Origin of the sequence: Streptomyces sp. BBFR102, assembly GCF_051397025.1 — a bacterium.
Classification (GTDB): domain Bacteria; phylum Actinomycetota; class Actinomycetes; order Streptomycetales; family Streptomycetaceae; genus Streptomyces.
Genome location: NZ_CP195757.1, coordinates 15854 through 34329 on the forward strand (window position 1 = coordinate 15854; position 18476 = coordinate 34329).

Here is an 18476-nt window from a genome sequence, read left to right on the forward strand (position 1 = left end):
GCGGCCTGGGCGCGGTCGCACGCGCGGGATCGCCTCCAGGAAGCGGGCCGTCCGACGCGACCGTGGTGAACCGCCCGGATGCGGTGTGGCGATCGGCAGTGCGACCGGGTCGCGGTGCTGGTGGTGCGGCCCGGCCGGTCGACGTGCGAAGGGCGCCCGGCCGGGCTCCGTTCGCCATGATCGGGCGCTTGCCCCGGCAGTGGGGGCTGACGAGGCCGGGACGGGGCCCGTACAAGTGACCGCGGTGCTGGGCCGGATGCTGGAAGGCCTTACGTCAGGTAAGCCGGGACGGGGTCCGGGGCGCACCAGTCTCCGTCGAAGAGGGAGGCGATCAGGGCGGCGTGTTCTGCGGGGAGTTGGTCCTCGCGGTGCTTGGTGCGGGTTTTGGCGAACCAGGGGCCGATCTGGACGGTGTCGCCGTCGACGCGGAGGGTTTCGCGGGCGGTGGGGGCGCGGCCGTGGCGGTGGAGGAAGAGTTCCAGGAGCTGCACGGTCTGGGGGAAGGTGCGGCGGGTGCGGGGGGCGGGTGCCAGGGGGCTGGTGGCGGGGGTGAGGTTGAGTGCGGTGAGCAGGTCGCGCTGGCTGGGGTGCAGGGTGGTCCATCGGGTGAGCTGGCGGGTGAGCCAGGAGGTGATGTTGACGCCGGCGATGCGGGTGTCGGGGGTGAGGGCGGCGGGGTCGTTGCCTGCTTGAAGGTGGGTGCGCAGGAGGTGGTATTTGCGGTGCCAGTCCGCACCGTGGGGCAGGCGCCAGTTCGGGTCGATGGCGTTCAGGGCGTCGGTGCGGGCGGGGGTGAGCTGGTCGTTGGCTGCGAGGTGTCGCTGTTCGGCGAGCCAGGCTCCGAGCGGGGTGGTGGCGGGAGCGGCGAGGTGGCCGTGGGTGCGGTGGTGGTCGGCGGCGGAGGCGAGCCTGGAGCGCCAGGCGGCGTCGTGTTTGTCCCAGATCATGTCCAGGGCGTCGAGTTCGGCGGTCCAGTCCGCTTCGAGGTGGCCGGTTTTGCGGGCGTCGCGCATGGTGGTGATGAAGGTGCCCAGGGTGTGGCCGGTGGGGTCGGTGTAGTCGGCGGGGACGTCGAGGTGGCCGTACTGGTGGTGGTAGGCCTGGGCGGCGGTGAGGCCGAGGCGGCGGGAGCGGGATGTGGCGGGGTCTCGGGGGTCGAAGGAGACCAGGTCCATGGCCTGGGCGATGCGTTCGGGGTGGACGGTGAAGTCGAAGTGCCAGCGGCGTTCGATGACGTCGCTGGTCTCCTTGGGCAGGCGGTTGGCTTTGTCCGGGAGGCGTTCCAGGATGCGGTGGTCGTGGCTGGCCAGGGCGGAGGCGATCGCCCAGACCGGTTCGTAGGCGGTGCCGAGGATGTCTTCGGGGCTGGCGTCGGGCGGGAGGCAGACGGGGACGATGAGGGAGGCGGTCTTGCCGGAGACGTCCAGGCGCAGGGCGCGGCCCAGGGCCTGGACGCAGCGGATGACGCTGCGGGTGGGGTCGGCGAAGACGACGGCGTCGACGCTGGGGATGTCGACGCCCTCGGTGACCAGGCGTGCGTTGGTCAGGATCGCGGTGGGGGCTTGGGCGAAGCGGGTGAAGGTTTCCTCGCGCTGCTGGGGGGTGTCCTCGCCGTGGACGAACAGCGTCTCCGGCTGGGTGGTGGGGACGAGGTGGGGGTCCGTGCGGGCGAGCTGGCGCAGGGTGTGGGGCAGTTCGCGGGCGAAGAGGCGGGCGTCGGAGGTCAGGTTGAAGTAGACCAGCACCTTCTTCAAGCCGTGGTCGGCCATGGCGCGCAGCACGGCCAGGTGCAGGGCGGTAGTGCGCAGGGCCTGATCTGGTCCCTCGCCCTGGCCGTCGGGGTCGGGGGCGGGGAGGTTGATGCGGCGGCGCAGGTCCTCGTCGGTGAGGGTGGGCACCACGATGCGGTAGTCCGGTGCCCGGCCGTCCTCGATCGCCTGCGCCAGCGAATATTCCCAGATCTTTTTGCCGTAGACCTGTTCGTTGTTCATGGAGTTGGCGAACGCCTCGGCTGCCGGACCCGGGACGGCAGGGATGTGGCGGCGGGGGCGGGTGGTGTCGGCGGACTCGGCCAGGTCGGGGGCGGCGAAGATGCGGGGGGTGGCGGTCATGTAGAGGCGGCGGTCGGCCCGGATGCGCTGGTTGTCGTGGACGGCGGCCCACTTCTTGTCCGGACGGCCGGCGATGCGGTGCGCCTCGTCCATGATCGCCAGGTCGAACGGCGGTACCGCATATGCGGTGTTGCGGGTCTCCTGGATCTTGTCGAGTGAGTCGTAGGTACAGATCAGCGTCAGGGCCGGGATCTGGTCTGCCCCCTCCCCCACCACCGACATCAGGGCGGCCAGGGTGACGGGGTCGCTGCTCGACATGACGCGGGCGGCCACCAGGTTGTCGCGGCCGGCGGCGTCCATGGAGGAGACGATCACCATGTGCTCGTGGTGGCCGTCGCGCCGCCAGGCCAGTGCGGTCTGGGCGGCCAGGTCGAGGGTGGGCACGACGAACAGCACCAGGCGCGCCTGGAGTTCGTCGGCGACCCGGATCGAGACCAGGGTCTTGCCCGTCCCGGTCGCCGAGACGAACAGCCCCCGCGTCCCGGGGCGCCGCAGATGCCGTGCCACCCGGGACACCGCTTCCGCCTGGTCGGGGAAGAGTGCCCGCTTACCGGGCGGGCCGGGGGCGGTGGCGGCAGCCACGGTCATACAGCACTCCTGAGGGTGGCGCGGGCGGTGGCGGGTCGGCCGCGCTCCGCTGAGGGGCGCGGCAGGTCTTTCTCGAGAGCCCTGACCGGTTCACGCTACCACCACCACTCCCCCAAGTACGGCCAATGTGCGCTATTCGAACGGCAGTTGTGCGGTTGATGTTCGCTTCAGGGGTATAGTGGGTGGCGGAGGTTCACCATGTCCGAGTTGTTCGATGCTGTTGACGCGCTCGTCGCGTCCCGGTCGCCGCTGCCCCCGCCCCCCGAGCGCAAGCGCCTGCGGCAGGCCCACGGGCTCACCCTCGAAGAGGTGGCCACCGCCCTCGACGTGCGGCGGGCGACCGTCGGCGCGTGGGAGTCGGGCAGGACCGAACCCCGCCCGCCCCAGCGGGAGCCTTACGCACGCCTGCTACAGCAGCTCGCGCAGCTCTACCCCGCCCCGGCAGCCACCTCATCCATCGCGGGGAGCGGCCCGCTGGGGGCGGAACCGGCCGCGGTGGCACCCGCCGAACCTGCTGTGCCGGCCGGGTCTGCGCGCGACGATGCGGGCGAGGTGACGCCCGCGCCCGCCGCGGCAACGGTTGTTCCCGCGCGGTCCTCCGCAGCCGCTCCCACGCCGGCCGCCGCACCGCGCCCGGCACGCGGTTCACGCCCTCCCGGTGCGCCGAAGGCCGCCGCTGGCAAGGCCCCCGTGCCCGTACGGTCCGGCGCGTACGCGCACGGTCCGCTGCTTGTCCTGGACGCCGATGACGGGCGGCAGGTGACCGGCTACGGCACCGGCGGTCTGCTCCTGGACGTGCCCGCCAGGTCCCTCCCCGCCCTGGTGGAATGGGCCCTGGCCGAGGCGCGGGTGGGGGCGGAGAAGCTGCACCCGTCGGGCAAGGACGCCGACCCGCTGCTGGTCCTCACCGCAGCGGTGTGCGAGCGCTACGGCCTGCCCGCCACCCTGTCGGACGCGGAGCGGTCGGCCGGGCGACTTCCCGAGGAGCACAAGGCCGTCAAGCTGCTGGAGCGGGCGGGGTGGAAGCTGACCAGGCGCGGGCTGGGGCCGTGGGCGCGGATCTACCGCCCCGTCTCCGGCGGGCGCCGCCAGTGTGTTCAGTTGTGTATCCCGTCCTGGAACGCCCTGGATGACCGCGCGTGGGGTCACGCCGCAAAGCTCGGCCCGGCGGAGCTGGCCCGGGTGCTGGGGGTGTACGCGCACCGGGTGATGACGCCGGTCGGGTTGACCGCGGTGACCGGGCTGGAGCTGATGACCGCGCTCAACCCGCCCACCCGCGCGAGCGAGCCGGACCAGGACGGCAAACGGCACTCCGAGCACCGGCCCGGCTCCCTGGGCACCCAGGGCCTCGATCCCGCACCGTGCGAGGCGATCGACGGGCACCCCGTCCTGGCCCACCTGCCCCGCTTCCACATCCGCGGCCCCGAGGAGCGGCTGTTCGAGGAGGCGTACGACTGGGCGCGGGACCTGACCGATGTGGAGTGCATGCAGCGCCACTTGGTCGGCTTCGATGTGAACCTGGCGTTCGGCGCGGCCGCCAATGGCGCCGTCGTCGGCCTGGACTCACCGCCCGAGCACGTCACCCACCCGGTCTTCGACCCGGCGGTGCCCGGCTCCTGGCTGGTGGACCTCTCCCACGTCGACCTGGACCGGGTGAAGGTCGCCAAACAGTGGCGCGAGCTCAACGGTGATCTGCTGCCCAGCCCGTTCACCCCGACCGGACAGCGGCCCGAGGGCCCGGCCTGGTACGCGACGCCGACCGTGGCGTACGCCGTCGAGCTCGGCTACGACGTCACCCCCCTCGAGGCGTGGCTGCGGCCCCGGAGCGGGCGGTTCCTTGACGGCTGGTACAAGCGGCTGCGCGACGCCTACGTCGCGACGATGGCCGACCTCAAGGTGGCGGAGAAGCTGACCCCGGGCGAGTTTCTGGAGGCGATGGAGGGTCACAAGGGGCGGGATCCTGAGCTGGGGATCGTGCTGGACGCGGTGAAGATGACCGTCAAGGGCGGCATCGGCAAGCTGCAGGAGAAGGCCCGCGGCGGAAACTGGGTGCCGGGGCAGGCGTGGCCCGCGCTGGCCCGGCCGACGTGGCGCCCCGACATGCGGGCCACCGTCATCTCCCGGGCCCGGATCAACATGCACCGCAAGATGATCGCCCTGGCCGCCGCCACCGGCCGCTACCCCGTCGCGGTCCTCTCCGACTGTGCCGTCTACACCGCCGACGGCCCCACCCCCCTGGACGTCCTGCCCTACGACAAGGACGGCAAGACCGTGCCCGGGTCGTTCCGCCTCGGCGTCTCCCCCGGCATGGTCAAGCACGAAGGCACCCAGGACGTGCTGTGGGGCGTCGGGGTGCTGGAGCAGCTCGGCGCACAAGGCAAGGTCGCCAACCTCGCCCGGTACATCAAGACCGGCGAGGTCACCGCCCGGGACACCGGAGAATAAGGAGCGTGGCGGTAGATGGTCACCGTTGAAGAAGAGCTCGGCCGGGCAGTACAAGGAGCGTTCACGCGCCCGGCGCCCAAGTCCGCCGGGGCACGGATGCGATACCTGGTGCGCCAGCACCAGGGCAGCACCCAGCAGGTCGCCGCCCTGCTCGGCATCAGCCAGCGCACCGTGGAGCGGTACGTGAAGGGCCAGATCAAACAACCCCGCCCGCAGCTGGCCACCCGGCTGGAGAGCGAGGTCCGCACGCGGTGGCAGCCGCAGATCAGGGCCCGGGCCCGGCAGAAGGCAGCCACCACCGACGGCATCATGATCGACGTCCAGGCCCGGTTCGGCTACACCGCCGCCACAGGCTCCACCGACCAGTCCCGCATCCGCCACCTCACCCTCGCCCTCCCGCCCCACCACGCCGCCCGTCTCCTCGACGCGCAGGCCTCCGGCCTCGACGAGGACCAGCTGCTCCAGCTCACCGCCGAAGCGCTCGGCGAGACCTACTTCCGTGACAACGGACGCCGCGCCCACGGCCTCGAAGTCGAACTCACCGACCTCCTCGACCTCCAGTTCCGGCTGTAGGCGAGAAGGGGCTGGCCTGGGGCGGTGGGCGGGAGCGCCCGCGCGCCTTGTTGACGGTGGCCCGCCGGGCGGCTTCCATAGCGTTCGGGCCTGTGAACGCCCGGCCGCGCGACGGACGACGCCCCCGCTGCTTCCGTCGCCGAGGACCGGCCAGAAGCGTCACCGCATGATCTGCCGCACCGTCTGTTTCCTTCACAGCGCGTACCGCCCGGGGGCCGGTTCCGCGCGGAAGAAAGCCCATGAACCCTGCGGCCGCTCTCCACCTCACCGCCGACCGTCGGCAAAGTACCGGTGAATCCCACCAGGCTCTGCACCCGTTGCTCTCCGGCTCGGGCCGGGGGCTGTCCATCCCGGCTGCACGCCATGCCGAGCAGGCCCGGCTGGAGGCTGCGGTCTTTCAGCGGGTCTGCGCGATGGGGGGTCTGAGCAGTCATCCGCTGGGCATCGTCAGCGTGCGACCGCAGGAGGATCTGCTGACCCTCCGGCTCGTCGACGAGCCGGTGGTCCTCGGTCACTGGGTGGAGTTCCTGTATCCCCGGGTCAGCGACGTCCAGGACGCTGGGGAGGACCCGCGCGACCGGGTGGGCGGTGTGCCCGGGCTGCGCAGCGCCCGTGTCCCCGGCGGCGTACGCCTGTACCGGCCGGGGATGAGGGCGGCGATCCTCCTGCGCGGGTTCAGCCCGGACAGGTGGGAGCGGTTCGCCACGAAGCGCGAGGGCGTCTACGGGTCTGTGATGCGGCGACCGGACTGGACACCCGTCGAAGAGGCGGCATACGCCGCCCGGACCGCCCGGCCCTGCGACCCCTTCCGGCTGATGTCGTCTCTGCTGCGCCGGATCCGGGCGACCGCCGGCGCCGGACCGGTCAACAGCACCGACACCTGGACCAGCGGCAGAGGCATCCGCCTGGAGACGACCGACGGGCCGCCCTGCTCCGACCTCATCCGCCTCCTGATGCAGGGGCCCTGCGGACTGGGATGGGAGGTCACGGCCAAGACGTGCACCTGCCGGTGCGATCACCGCCACACCTCGACCGGGTGCTCCGTCGACTTCCTGGACCCGGCCACCGGACAGCCCGTCTGGTATTCCAACCTGAAATGGAATCGCACCTTCGACGACAACCGGGTGAAAGCCCTCGCACGCCTGCGGGCCGCCTTGACCTGAACCACACCGGCACCAGCTCCGCGCCGGGGTTCCGGTTCCGGCGGAGAACGCAGGCCGGGCCACAGCCGATCGCCCCGTAGGAGAGGACAGTTCAGTTGAAGGACACAGCACATGTGAGGGCGGGTGCTCCCACCGCAGCGGCAGACGCCGGGCCCGGGCGGCTCGCGCCGGCGGGGCCGTTACGGACGGGACCCCTGACCGGAGAGCTGACGTCGTCCCTGATCGGCCGGGTCGCGGACCGTTACGGGATGGAGCGTGCAGAGGTGCTGCGGCAATGGTCGCTGACCGGGTCACCTCCCCGGCACCCGGGAGGCGGCGGCATCCGGCCGGATGGGGAGGTGGTGCTCAACGAGGCGGGGCGGCGGGTGCTGGCCGAGCTGTGCGGGGTGGATCCCCGGGTTCTGGGCCGGGCCCTGCCCGCCTACGCCGCTGACGGCCTGGCAAAGGACTCCGGCAGCGGCACGGTGGCCCGGGCGCGGTGGCGGGCGGCACAGACGGTTGCGGGCCCGGCCGTGTTCGGGTGCCGTTCGTGTACCGCACGCCGCACCGGGCGGGCGGTGCGCTCGGTGCTCTACCGGCCGCGCTGGCAGCGGGTGTGCGTGCGGCATGGGCGGTGGGCGTTGGACGCGGACGCCGACCAGCCGCTGGAGTACCTGGATCTACGGAACGTGGCGGAGGTGGTGGCAGCGCAGCGGCGGTGGCCGGCTGTCGCGCGGCGTGCGCGGCGGGCCGGGGTGGATGCGGGGCAGGTGTTCGCGGTGGCGCATGCGGTGGTGGCCCGCTGGTGGGATCAGGCCTTGTACTGGGAGCGGGAGAAGATCTGGCCGCGTCGTCTGCACCTCCTGGCCGGCGGCGACGCGGGTGCGGAGTTGGGTCGGTGGCGGGTGGTGGGCCGGGACGCGGCTGTCTTCCCGGAGACGGTGGCTGTGGCGGAGGCATTGCTGGACCCTGCGATGGCGAAGCTGGCCTGGCGCTTGGGTGATGAGGCGCGGCCCGGTGCGCGGATCGAGGACGATCCGTTCTGCGGGAGGCTGGGTGAGCGGCTCGGTCGGGGTTGGCTGGGGCCGTTGATCGCGTCCGACTACGACAGTGCGCTGGGTGATTTCACCGGCGCGCTGGTGCGGGCCCGCCGTGGAGTCGTGGCGCGGGGGTGGCGGGATGATCCGTGGCGGCTGCGCGCGGAGCGGGAGCCGGTGGCGATGGCCGGGCAGTAGCGGGTCCTGGCGGCGGAGGCGCGGACGGGCGGGTCGGGCACGCGGTGGGGGGCGGCGGTGCCGGCCGAGCAGCGGTGGCGTATCGAGGGGTTGGTCGCCGAGGCCCGTGAGGAGCTCGAGCAGGTGCACGGGGTGCAGAGCGGTACCACGGCCGAGGTGGCACAGAGGCTGCTGGGGCACCTCAGCCGCAGCGCCGACCTGCTCGATCGGGCGCTCATGGACGCTGCCGCCGGGGCCGTCGCCGCAGGGGTGGCGCTCAAGGACGTGGCCGGGTGGTGCCGGGTGCCCGCCGGGGAACTGGCGGAGATTCTCGCCGGGAACCAGGAGGACTGACACACGCCGGGGCGCGTGCCGATCGCTTCCGGAGTCTGGGCTTGGCCCCGGCTTCACGCGCTGCGGCTGCGGCTGCCCGGCTTCTTGATCCGGCACGGCAGCGGGTATCGGGGCTCTACGCTGGTTCGCGGGTGCGCAAGGGGCGCGCCCGCAACAGCTTTCGAGGTGCACGTGACCACTCGTCCGGATCAGGCAGCAGCGGGGGCGGATCTTTCCCTGCTGGCGCTCACCTTCCACCATACCCACCGACTGCTGGATCCCTCCGCGCAGGGTGTGCAGCGGTGGGATGTGCGCATCGACTGTGCCGGTGAGCAGGTGGGGAGCCTGGGGGCTGTGCGGGGCTTGTACTGGCAGTGCGACAACCTGCGCGAGCGGATGGCCGACGAGGGCTCCTTCCCCGCGCTGGTGGCCGGACAGCTCCTTGACGACGAGGGCCATTTCACGCACGAGTTCGAGGAGTTCATCGAGTCGTCCTCCAGTGTCCTGGTCGTTGACCAGTTGCAGCTGACCGGGCCGTTCGCCGATCCGCTGATCGCCGCCGCGGTGGTGGGATCGGCCATCGAGCGGCTGACGGACAACTACTTCGCCGTGGTCCTGCCGGGCAAGAACGCCGCCGGCGACACAGACGCGGGCGCCGCCCTGCTCGCCGAGGCCGGTGCGCTGCTGAGTGCCGAGACGTTCTCCGATGAGCTGCAGATCATCGACAACGCCCTCGCCGCTCCGGGGAAGGCCGCGCAGCGAGTGCGGAGCCGTCTTGAGGGTCTGGCGCGCCGTGGCAACTTTCCGTCGGCGGACCAGGACTGGGACTGGGATGAGGAAGACGACGGGGAGGACGAGGTACTCACCGGGCGGACTGCTGCGGTACTGCGGGTGGCGCTCGATGAGCTGTCCGCGCAGGCGTGGGAGGACGTCGCTGAGAAGGGGAATGCGCCGGTGCGGCGGGGTGAGGGTCTTGTACTGGGGGCTTTGCCTCGGGTGACCTGGGGCCAGGACCGGTCCTGGCGGCGGCAGATGGCCCGCTGCTTCGATGACCTGTCAGCCGCCCTCGCCGCGGCGGGCGGCGTGGAGCCGTTGTGCACCGGCGAGGAGATGGCCCTGCATCTGGGTATTGACCGGGCCCGGGCTCTGCAGCGCAACCGCCCGCGGCTGGTGCACGAAGTCGTGGCAGGCCTGCCCGAGGACCGCCGCGATTTCGACTGGGACTGGTGCTCGACCGTTCTGTTCGAGGACCACGATGTGCTGATGCTGTTCGACGCCTCACTGGATGGGATCGAGGACGGCGGCAATGAGATCAACCAGGCGATGGGCTTGTCGAACCTGGGCGCCGCCCAGTGGTTCGAGCCCTTCCGCCCGGACCAGGCCCGCGACCCCGGCCGCGGCTTCCGCCACCCCTGACCCCGGGCCCGCGACTAGATCCGGGCCCGGCCCCTGTGACAGCAAGGAGCGCGGACCGGGGTGGCGGGGCTCCAGTGCGGGCTTGTGGCCGTAAGGGGGCAGGCGCAGAAGAGGTGGCGGTACCGCCGGAAGGAAGCAGGCAGACGCGTGGCCAAACGCGATGTGTGGGTGCGGGTAGGGGATGAGCTGGTGCGCGGCGATGCTGTCGTGGGCATCAGCGTGAGCGATCCGCCCTACGGCTGGGAGTCGCTGAAGATCCTGCTGAAGGTCACCGGACACCGCGAGGTGCTGGGGGTCGACTCCGGTATCCGCGTCGATGGGCAAGGTGAGGGGCGCGAGCAGGTCAACGCGCTCGCCGACGCCTTCGTCGACACGCTCGCGCGCGGCGCGGCGATGCCGTCCGGCGCCCTGGTCCGGCTCGGCGGTCCCCCGGACGGCCCGCCGCAGTGGGTGCTGTCGGCCCTTGGGTGACGGCAAGGCGGGAGCACCGCCTGGGGGCGCCTCGGGGGCAGACAGGGCAGAGGTGTGCACTGACACGGTGTACGGGGGGAGAGGATCCTTATTCCTCGTGTGTCCGAGGCAGCTGACGTGGGCAACTCCCCTGTGGTTACCGGCGGGTTCTCCTGCGGGGCGGGGCTGTGATGCCGTTGTGTGGAGTACATGATCATCAACAGTGACCGGGCGGGGGACGACCCGTCTGCTTTACCCGCGGGTGACGGTGGCAGGGTGCCGGCCGTGGAACCGGGTCTGGTGGAGGCGGAGTTCGCCGAGGCGCCCGGGGCGCTGGTGCAGCGGCGCTGGGTCCAGGCCGCCGCGGCGGTGCGGTTCGAGCATCTGGTGCCGGTGGCGGACTTCCCGGTGGTGCCGGGGCGCCGGTGGGGGCCGGGCTGGTGGTGGTCGGCGACGACGGGGCGGCATGTGATGCACGGGTCGCAGGCGATGTGCATGCAGTTGATGGTTCTGGACCGTGATCCGCAGGTGGTGGGGCTGTCGGCGCGGCCGGTGCGGCTGCTGTGGCGTGATCCGGGCAGTGGGCGGGCTCTGACGTGGGTGCCGCAGGTCTTCGCCCGCTACGCCGACGGGCGCGCTGTGCTCGCCGACTGTCCCGCCTCGGCGGCGCCCGCCGCGGGCCGTGCGGTGCGCGCGGTCTCGGTGCTGGAAGCGGCGTGTGAGGCGGTGGGGTTCGCCTACCGGCGTCTGGTGCCGCCGGATGCGGTGATGGCGGCGAACGTGCGGTGGCTGGCCGGCTACCGCCACCCCCGCCACCGTGACGCGGGCGGCTTGGAGTCGGCGGTGATAGAGGCGTTCGCCGCGCCGCGGCCGCTGATGGCCGGGGCCGCGGCGGCGGGCGAGGTCCTGAGCGCGCTGCCGGTGCTCTACCACGCGCTGTGGAGCGGGCGGCTGGCAGCGGACCTGACCCGGCCGCTGAGCGAGCACACCGTCGTCTCTCCCGGCTGCCCGGACACGGACGGGAACGGGGACGGCACGGAGCAGCAGGGGCGGGAGTACGCGAGGTGAGCAGGAACCATACGGCCGTCCCTGGCGGGCGGTGCGTTGAGGTGGGCGCGCAGGTCCGGTTCGAGGACCGCGCCTGGCAGGTGACCGCTCTGGCCGGCGGGCGGGTGTACCTGGTGGCCGGGGACGGGGACAGCGCCTGTGTGCTGGCCTCCGCTCTGGTGGCCGCGCACGGATTCGAGGTGATCGGCGCGGCGGCTGCGCCGCCGGTGGCCCCGGTGCTGTGGGAGACGGTACCGCTGGCTGCGCAGGAGCAGGCGCTTGCCTGGCTGCGGCACATCCGCGAGGTGGAGACCGGGCTGCCCGGCGGCCCGGGAAGCGGCATGCCGAGGCCCGAGTACGACCCGCAGCGCTTCACCTTGGCGGAGCGGGAGGCGGCCAAGGCACGGGAGCTCGCTGGGCTGGGCTGGAGCAGGGCCAGCCGGACCACGGTGCAGCGGATGCGGCTGGTCTACGGCCGACAGGGGCTGTGGGGACTGGTCGACAAGCGACACCTGCGCAGCCCGTCGCCCACCGGGCGCACTGATGAACGGGTGGTCGCTGCCGTGCTGGAGGCGTTGCGCCGGTGCCGGGGGCGGAGGAGAACCACCACCCGGCAGGTGATCGAGTTGACGGAGCGGATCGTGGCGGACACTCACGGGCCGCGTCAGGTGCGGCTTCCTGCCCGCTCGTCGCTGTACCGGCTGGTGAAGGCGCTGGCGGATCCGGCCGAGCCGCCGGGCAGTGCGGCGCGCACCGCCAGCGCGGCGGACCGGTCCGGTGGCCCGCCTGCCGCGCTGCGGCCCGCGGAGCGGGTAGAGGTGTCCACCTGCCGCCTGCCGGTCGGCGTGGTGGGCGAGGACGGGGCCGGGGTGGAGGTGGCGGTGACGGCCGCGCTGGATGAGGCGAGCGGCTGCGTGCTGACCGCCGTGCTGCACCCTGAACAGCAGGGGCCAGTTGAGCTGTCGGTACTGCTGGCCGAGATGGCCGTGCCCCGGCCGCTGCGTCCGGGCTGGCCCGCCCTGCTGGAACAGGCCCACGCAGGCGGGCCGGTGCGGCGGCTGATGTCCGTGTCCGCCCGGGTCGAGGCCACCGCGGCGCGTCCGGCGGCCGTGCCCGAGACACTCGTCCTCGGCCACGGAACGGCCGGCATCACCTCGGTGCACCTGGCCGTGTGCGAGAGCCTCGGCATCAGCCTGGAACCGGCCGGGCCGAGGACGGCGGGCGCCGGTCGCGGTGCGCTGCGCACGCTTCAGGTGCTCGCTGACCTGTTCACCCGGCACGCGACGGCGGCGGCCCGGCCGCCCGCCACCGCCGGGGACGAGAACCGGGCGCACGAGGCGGGGGCGGGCGGGGCGTACTGGAGCATGCCGCAGCTGCAGGACCTGCTGGACGAATGGATCACCGGCGTCTGGCACCACCGTCCCCAGGAGCAACTGCGGCATCCGCTGCTGCCCCGGGCGGGGCTGGCGCCGCAGGAGATGTGGCAGGTGCTGCTGGGCGCTGCCGGGAGGGCGCCGCTGCCGCTGGCCGGGCAGCACTATGGCGAACTGCTGCCGGGTCGCCGGTGCGCGGTGACCGAGTCCGGCATTCGGCTGGGCGGGCGCCGCTACGACGATGCGTGTCTGGACGAACACCGCGGCCGCGCGGGCCGGTTCGAAGTCCACCACCATCCACACGACCCGCGGCAGGTCTTCGTCCGGCTGTCCGACGGCCAGCTCCACCCAGTGCCATGGGCGCAGGGCGGGCACGCCTCGCGGCCCTTCGACGAGCTGCTGCGGCGCCGCACCGGCGCCGTCCTCGCACACCGCGCCGCCGGTAGCGGCGCGGGTGCGGATGTGGGTGCCGACGGCGGTACGCGGCCGGGCGGCGACCGGACCGGCCCCGCCCTCATCGCGGCGGAGCCCCGGAAGGCGGCTGCCCGGGGTTCCGCCGGTGGCGTCGCGGTGCCCGACACCGGCGGCGCCCGCGGCACGGCCGTGGAGCCGGGCGGGTTCGGGGTGTATGACGCCGAGGCGGAGGCCGGACAGTGGTGAACGCTCCCGGCCGCCCGGCCCGCTCTGTGGCCGCCGCCCGGCACCGGCAGGTCGCACTCGGGGCGTACGTGACATTCGAAGGCCGCCCCTGGCAGGTGGCCGCCGTGGCCGGAGCCTCGGTACGCCTCGTCGACACCGCCGGGCAGACCGCCTCGGTCTTGTCCTCGTTCCTGTTCGCCGACCCCACCTTCGCGGTGGTGGACTGCCCCGTTCCCGCCGCGGCGCCGTGGGGGCTGCTGGAGTCGGTGCCCGCCCGGGAGCGGGAGCAGGCTCTGGCCTGGCAGCGGCACATCCGCGAGATCGAGACCGGGCTGCCCGGCGGGGCCGGCAGCACCGGCGTCCCCCGGCCCGAGTACGACCCGCAGCGCACCTCGATGGCCGAGCGGGAGCAGGCCAAGGCCGACGAACTCGCGGCCCTGGGCTGGCCGCGGGCCAGCCGGGCCACCGTGCGCCGTATGCGCGCCCGCTACCACACGGGCGGCGTCATGGGCCTGATCCGGCAGCGCAAGCCGTCGAGCGCGACGGGCCGGGCCGATGAGCGGATAGTGGCCGCGGTCCTGGAGGCTTTACGCCGCCAGCGCGGCCGCTCCACGGGCACCCTGAAGGGGCTGCGGGAGGTGACCGGGCAGATCCTGGCCGACGCCCACGGGCCGGGCGCCGTGGCACTGCCGCCACCGTCGACGTTCAACCGGCTGGTACGGGTCCTGGCCGACCCGCTGGAACACCCGGGACGCCCCGCCCGCACCGCCACCGCCGTGCCGGTGCGCCCGTTCACACCGGTGGTGGCGCTGCGGCCGGGCGAGCTGGTGCAGGTCGACACCACCCGGCTGGACATCATGGCCATCGGCGAGGACGGTAAACCAGTGCGCCCGGAGCTCACGATCGCCCTGGACGTGGCGACGCGGTCGGTGGTGGCGGCCGTGCTGCGCGAGCAGAGCACCCAGGCGGTGGACGCGGCCCTGCTGCTCGCGGAGATGGCCGTGCCCCACCCGGTGCGTCCTGGCTGGGGCGAACACCTGCGCCTGGCCCACGCCGCCGTCCCCTACACCCGGCTCCTAGCCCTGGACGCACGCCTTGAGCAGGCCGCGGCAAGGCCGGTGGTAGTACCCGAAACGATCGTCATCGACCGCGGGCGGGTGTTCCTCTCCGCCGCGTTCCTGGCCGCCTGCGAATCCCTCGGTGTGAGCGTGCAGCCCGCCCCGCCCCGCTCCCCCACTGCCAAGGGCGCCGTGGAACGGACCTTCGGCAGCATCAACACCCTTTTCGCCCAGCACGTCGCCGGCTACACCGGCTCCCACATCCTGCAGCGCGGCCATGAGGTGGAGGGCGAAGCCCGCTTCACCGTGGCCCAGTTGCAGGAACTATTGGACGAGTGGATCGCCGCGTGCTGGCAGCACCGCCCCCACGACGGGCTGCGCCACCCCCTCCTGCCCAAGAAGGCACTGTCCCCGGGCGAGATGTGGGGCGTACTGCTGGGCGCGAGCGGCTACGTGCCGCTGCCCCTGACCGGAGCCGACTACACCGAACTGCTGCCGGTGCGCTTCCACCCGATCACCGGCCGCGGCATCCGCATCAACTACCGCACCTACGACCACGCGGCACTCAACGAGCACCGCGGACGGCCCTCGCCCACCGGACCCGGCGGCAAGTGGGAAGTCCACCTCAACCCGCACGACGTCCGCCAGACTTACATTCGCCTGCCCGACGGACACCTGCACGAGATCCCGTGGATCCACCGCGACCACGTCCACGCGCCCATGAGCGAGACCACCTGGCGCCACCTGCGCACCACCCTCGAGCAGCGCGCCGAACGCGAGGCACACGAAGCCGCCCTCGCCGAAGCCGCCGACCAGATCCTGCGCCACACCCGGCCCGCCGCCCCTGCACCACCCGCACCGCCCCCCGCGACGCCTGGCACTCGCGCCGGTAACGCCGTCTCCCATGCAGCAGACGGCGAACCGGCAGCGCCGCACCGCACTGCGGCCCAGGCCGCAGCCGCAACGGCGGTGGAGGACAGCCTGGATGCGCTGGACGCCCGATCCCAGGACGACAGCGTCGGCGCCGACGAGTCCGGCGCACTCACGCTGCCGAGAAGCGGCGCGCTGACACTGTACGACGCCGACCAGGAGGCCGAACTGTGGTGACCCCTGCCCGCCCCTCGCTCCCCGACGACGGGGCCACGGGCACGGTGACGACGTTCGACGCCTTCGCCCGGTTCGCCCACGCCGCACCCCCCACACCGCCGCAGCCGGGCCAGGCACCCCGCTCGGCGGAGGAACGCCTGGCCTACCACTCGCAGTTCGTCACCGTACGCACCCCTGCCATCGAATCCCTGGCTCGCCAGGTCCGCACCCTGATGATCCTGGGCCGGCACCAGCAGGCCACCGCACGGCCGTCGCTGATCCTCACCGGGCCTGCCACCACCGGCAAGACCACCGCGCTGCTCCAGGTCGGCCGTACCTGTCACCTCGCCCACACCCGGCGCGCCGCCCCGGGCGACGACCGGGTGCCCGTGGCCTATGTGCTGGTGCCGCCCGGGGCCACCGCCAAAACCCTGGCCGCCGAGTTCGCCCGTTACCTCGGCATCCCCGTGACCAGCCGCATGACCACCGCGCAGATCACGACCGCCGTCTGCCACACCTACACCACGGCCGGCGTCGCACTCGTGCTGATCGACGAGATCCACCGGCTCAACCCGCGCACCTCCAGCGGCGCGGAGGCCGCCGACTGGCTCAAGGACCTCACCGAACGTATCGGCGCCACGTTCGTCTACGCAGGCATCGACGTCACCGCCAGCACCGTTTTCAGCGGAGTACGCGGCGCGCAGCTGGCCGGGCGTGCCTCTCTGATCGACTGCGGGGCGCTACCCGCCCGCGCCGGTCACCGCGAGCCGTTCCGCGAGCTGATCGCCGCCCTGGAAGCAGCCCTCGACCTCACCGCGCACCGGCCCGGCAGCCTGCCCCGGCTGGCGCCCTACCTGCACGAGCGGACCGCCGGACGCATCGGCAGCCTCTCACGCCTGATCCGCCAGGCCGCCATCGAAGCCATCTGCGACGGCACCGAGCGCATCACCAAGACCCTGCTGGACACCATCGCGCTGGACCACCTCGCCGAAGAGCACTACCGGCCCCGCACCCCTGCCCGTCGTACCCGCCCCCGCCGGTGACCGCCCCCACCCGGCCCCGCCCCGCACTAGCGGCGCGACCCGGCACGATGTGGCCCAGCCCGCCCGGCGCGCTGCGCGTACGGCCGGTGCCCCGCGAAACGGCAGCCTCCTACCTCACCCGCCTCGCCGCCGCCTACCACCTCTCCCCCGCCAACCTCCTCGACGGGCTGCACATCACCACCACCGGCACCCCCGCCGCCCCGCACGCCACCGAACTCCACTACAGCTGCGAAGCCGCCCGCCGCCTGGCCGCCTTCACCCGTATCCCGCCCGCCCACCTTGACCGCGCTCTGACCCGCCGGCCCCCGCCCGCCGCCATCGCCACCACCCACACCGCCACCGCCCGCTGGCAGACCCTCGCCCCCGCAGTGCAACCACTGCCGGCCTGCACCACCTGCACCCTGCGCCGCCCGCCCCACCACACCCCCACCGCGTGGATCCACCCCGCGCCCGACCTGCCCCGGGTCATGATCTGCACCCGCCATCAGCAAGCCTCCAGTGACCCCCGACAGTGCATCCCCCTCGGCATCCGCGCCCTACCCGAGCTCGCCCACGCCCGCCTCACCGCCCGCCGGCCCCCCACTACGGCTTCCCTGAGCTGGGCAACCACGATCACCACCCGCTGGTACGACCACCACCAGCACCTCCACAACCGCTGGCACACTCGCCTCCGCCAGCTCACCACCGCCAACCCCCGCCTCGCCCATGGCCCCGCCTCACCCGCGCTGACCTGCCGGAGCCTGATCATCTACCCCGAAACCCTCACCCTCGCCACAGCCCTCGACCGCCTCCCCCTCCGCTCTCCCCTGACACACACCAAGCAGGCCGCATTCCTCCACCACCTCGCCGGCCGCCTCCGCCTGCCCCGCCTCGCACCCGCCGACCACGACCTGCTCTGGCAACGCCTCACCACCCACTGAACCAGCCCGCACGCCACGCCGCTCCCAGCCCTTACACAGCCAGCCAGCACCGGCACATATAGACGCGCCAACCCCACTGAGCAAAAACCAGCACCCCGCTCAACACACTGCGCAACACCAAACACCCAGCTCAAACCAGATCCCACCGGCCACCCACACCCCGGCAACACGTAACTCTGCCCCGCCAAAACGAACTACCGCCCAGTAGAACCGAGCAACACCAGGTCAAGATCAAGATCAATAAGCACACCATCAGCTACGCCATACCCTTCGCCGCGTCGAGCGCGCCGACGAGAGTGTCGCCCGCACCGGCCCGCACAGGCTCACACCCCAAGGCCCGCATCCCGTGCCAGCAACGCCGCCTGGACCCGGTTCTCGCATTCCAGCTTGGCGAGGATACGGCTCACGTACGCCTTCACCGTGGCCTCACTCATGTGGGCCCGCCGACCGACATCCGCGTTCGACAGGCCCTCACCCAGCAGAGCCAGCACGTCCCGCTCCCGGTCCGTCAGCTTCTCCAGCCTGCGGCGGGCCCGCTCCTCGCGGTGTGCGGCGCCGCCGGAGGCCAGCGAGTCCACGACGTGCCGGGTGGCGCCGGGTGACAGGTACGCCTCGCCGGCCGCTGCCGCGCGCACCGCACGCATGAGTTCCGCGGGCGCCGAGTCCTTCAGCAAGAAGCCCGCGCTGCCTTCGCTCAGGGCACGTAGCACGTTCCGGCGTTCGCCGAACGTCGTCAGGATCAGCACCCGTACCCGGGGAGCCACACGCTGAAGTTCGGCCAGGGCGGTCAGCCCGTCCATGACCGGCATCTGGAGGTCGAGCAGGGCGACGTCGATGGTGTGCGTCCGGGCGAGTTCGAGCGCCTCACGGCCGTCCGCCGCCTCGGCGACCACCTCGATATCGGCGGCCGAGGAGAGGATCATCCGGATACCCGCCCGGATCAGCGGCTCATCATCGGTCACCAGAACCCTGATCACGACTCTCCCCCACGGTCCGTGCCCTGCACCATCTCAGCGAGCATCAGGCCATCATCCCTGA

The 18476-nt window shown here is 72.7% G+C and carries 14 protein-coding genes; 12 read left to right on the forward strand and 2 right to left on the reverse strand.

The genetic code is table 11. The features are described 5' to 3' along the window. Positions 1-269: 269 nt before the first annotated feature. On the reverse strand, positions 270-2699 hold the full coding sequence (locus ACSLIC_RS00115) for a Helicase associated domain protein (RefSeq protein WP_436735610.1): 2430 nt from the start codon (positions 2697-2699) through the stop codon (positions 270-272). A 198-nt stretch (positions 2700-2897) separates the two neighbouring features. Here ACSLIC_RS00115 and tap point away from each other — a divergent pair, with 198 nt between their 5' ends. From tap to ACSLIC_RS00175, 12 genes are all read left to right on the forward strand, one after another. Continuing rightward, positions 2898-5144, forward strand: coding sequence for a telomere-associated protein Tap (gene tap, locus ACSLIC_RS00120; RefSeq protein WP_436735611.1), 2247 nt, complete (start codon positions 2898-2900; stop codon positions 5142-5144). Positions 5145-5159: 15 nt separating this feature from the next. After that, complete coding sequence (gene tpg / locus ACSLIC_RS00125; protein WP_436735612.1) at positions 5160-5717, forward strand: telomere-protecting terminal protein Tpg; 558 nt, start codon at positions 5160-5162, stop codon at positions 5715-5717. Between the two features lie 239 nt (positions 5718-5956). Further along, complete coding sequence (locus tag ACSLIC_RS00130; protein WP_436735613.1) at positions 5957-6880, forward strand: hypothetical protein; 924 nt, start codon at positions 5957-5959, stop codon at positions 6878-6880. A gap of 113 nt (positions 6881-6993) precedes the next feature. After that, positions 6994-8094 carry a TniQ family protein gene (locus ACSLIC_RS00135; RefSeq protein ID WP_436740225.1) on the forward strand — a complete coding sequence of 367 codons (1101 nt, stop codon included), beginning with the start codon at positions 6994-6996 and terminating at the stop codon, positions 8092-8094. A gap of 57 nt (positions 8095-8151) precedes the next feature. Continuing rightward, on the forward strand, positions 8152-8427 hold the full coding sequence (locus ACSLIC_RS00140) for a hypothetical protein (protein WP_436735614.1): 276 nt from the start codon (positions 8152-8154) through the stop codon (positions 8425-8427). A 171-nt stretch (positions 8428-8598) separates the two neighbouring features. Then, a complete protein-coding gene (locus ACSLIC_RS00145; protein ID WP_436735615.1) occupies positions 8599-9822 on the forward strand; it encodes a hypothetical protein in 1224 nt (407 codons plus the stop codon). A 147-nt stretch (positions 9823-9969) separates the two neighbouring features. Further along, positions 9970-10293 (forward strand): hypothetical protein, encoded by a 324-nt coding sequence (locus ACSLIC_RS00150; protein ID WP_436735616.1) that lies wholly within the window; start codon positions 9970-9972, stop codon positions 10291-10293. Between the two features lie 189 nt (positions 10294-10482). Beyond that, entirely contained in the window at positions 10483-11340 is an 858-nt protein-coding gene (locus ACSLIC_RS00155) for a TnsA-like heteromeric transposase endonuclease subunit (protein ID WP_436735617.1), read from the forward strand. A 41-nt stretch (positions 11341-11381) separates the two neighbouring features. Further along, on the forward strand, positions 11382-13352 hold the full coding sequence (locus ACSLIC_RS00160; protein ID WP_436735618.1) for a Mu transposase C-terminal domain-containing protein: 1971 nt from the start codon (positions 11382-11384) through the stop codon (positions 13350-13352). Then, a complete protein-coding gene (locus ACSLIC_RS00165; protein WP_436735619.1) occupies positions 13346-15496 on the forward strand; it encodes a transposase in 2151 nt (716 codons plus the stop codon). The genes ACSLIC_RS00160 and ACSLIC_RS00165 overlap by 7 nt, the downstream gene beginning before the upstream one ends. Continuing rightward, positions 15490-16518, forward strand: coding sequence for a TniB family NTP-binding protein (locus ACSLIC_RS00170; RefSeq protein WP_436735620.1), 1029 nt, complete (start codon positions 15490-15492; stop codon positions 16516-16518). Before ACSLIC_RS00165 ends, ACSLIC_RS00170 begins: the two co-directional genes overlap by 7 nt. Next, positions 16515-17438, forward strand: coding sequence for a TniQ family protein (locus ACSLIC_RS00175; protein ID WP_436735621.1), 924 nt, complete (start codon positions 16515-16517; stop codon positions 17436-17438). Before ACSLIC_RS00170 ends, ACSLIC_RS00175 begins: the two co-directional genes overlap by 4 nt. A 323-nt stretch (positions 17439-17761) precedes the next feature. On the opposite strand, the gene ACSLIC_RS00180 is transcribed toward ACSLIC_RS00175, so the two are convergent. Further along, entirely contained in the window at positions 17762-18415 is a 654-nt protein-coding gene (locus tag ACSLIC_RS00180) for a response regulator transcription factor (protein ID WP_436735622.1), read from the reverse strand. Between the last annotated feature and the right edge of the window lie 61 nt (positions 18416-18476).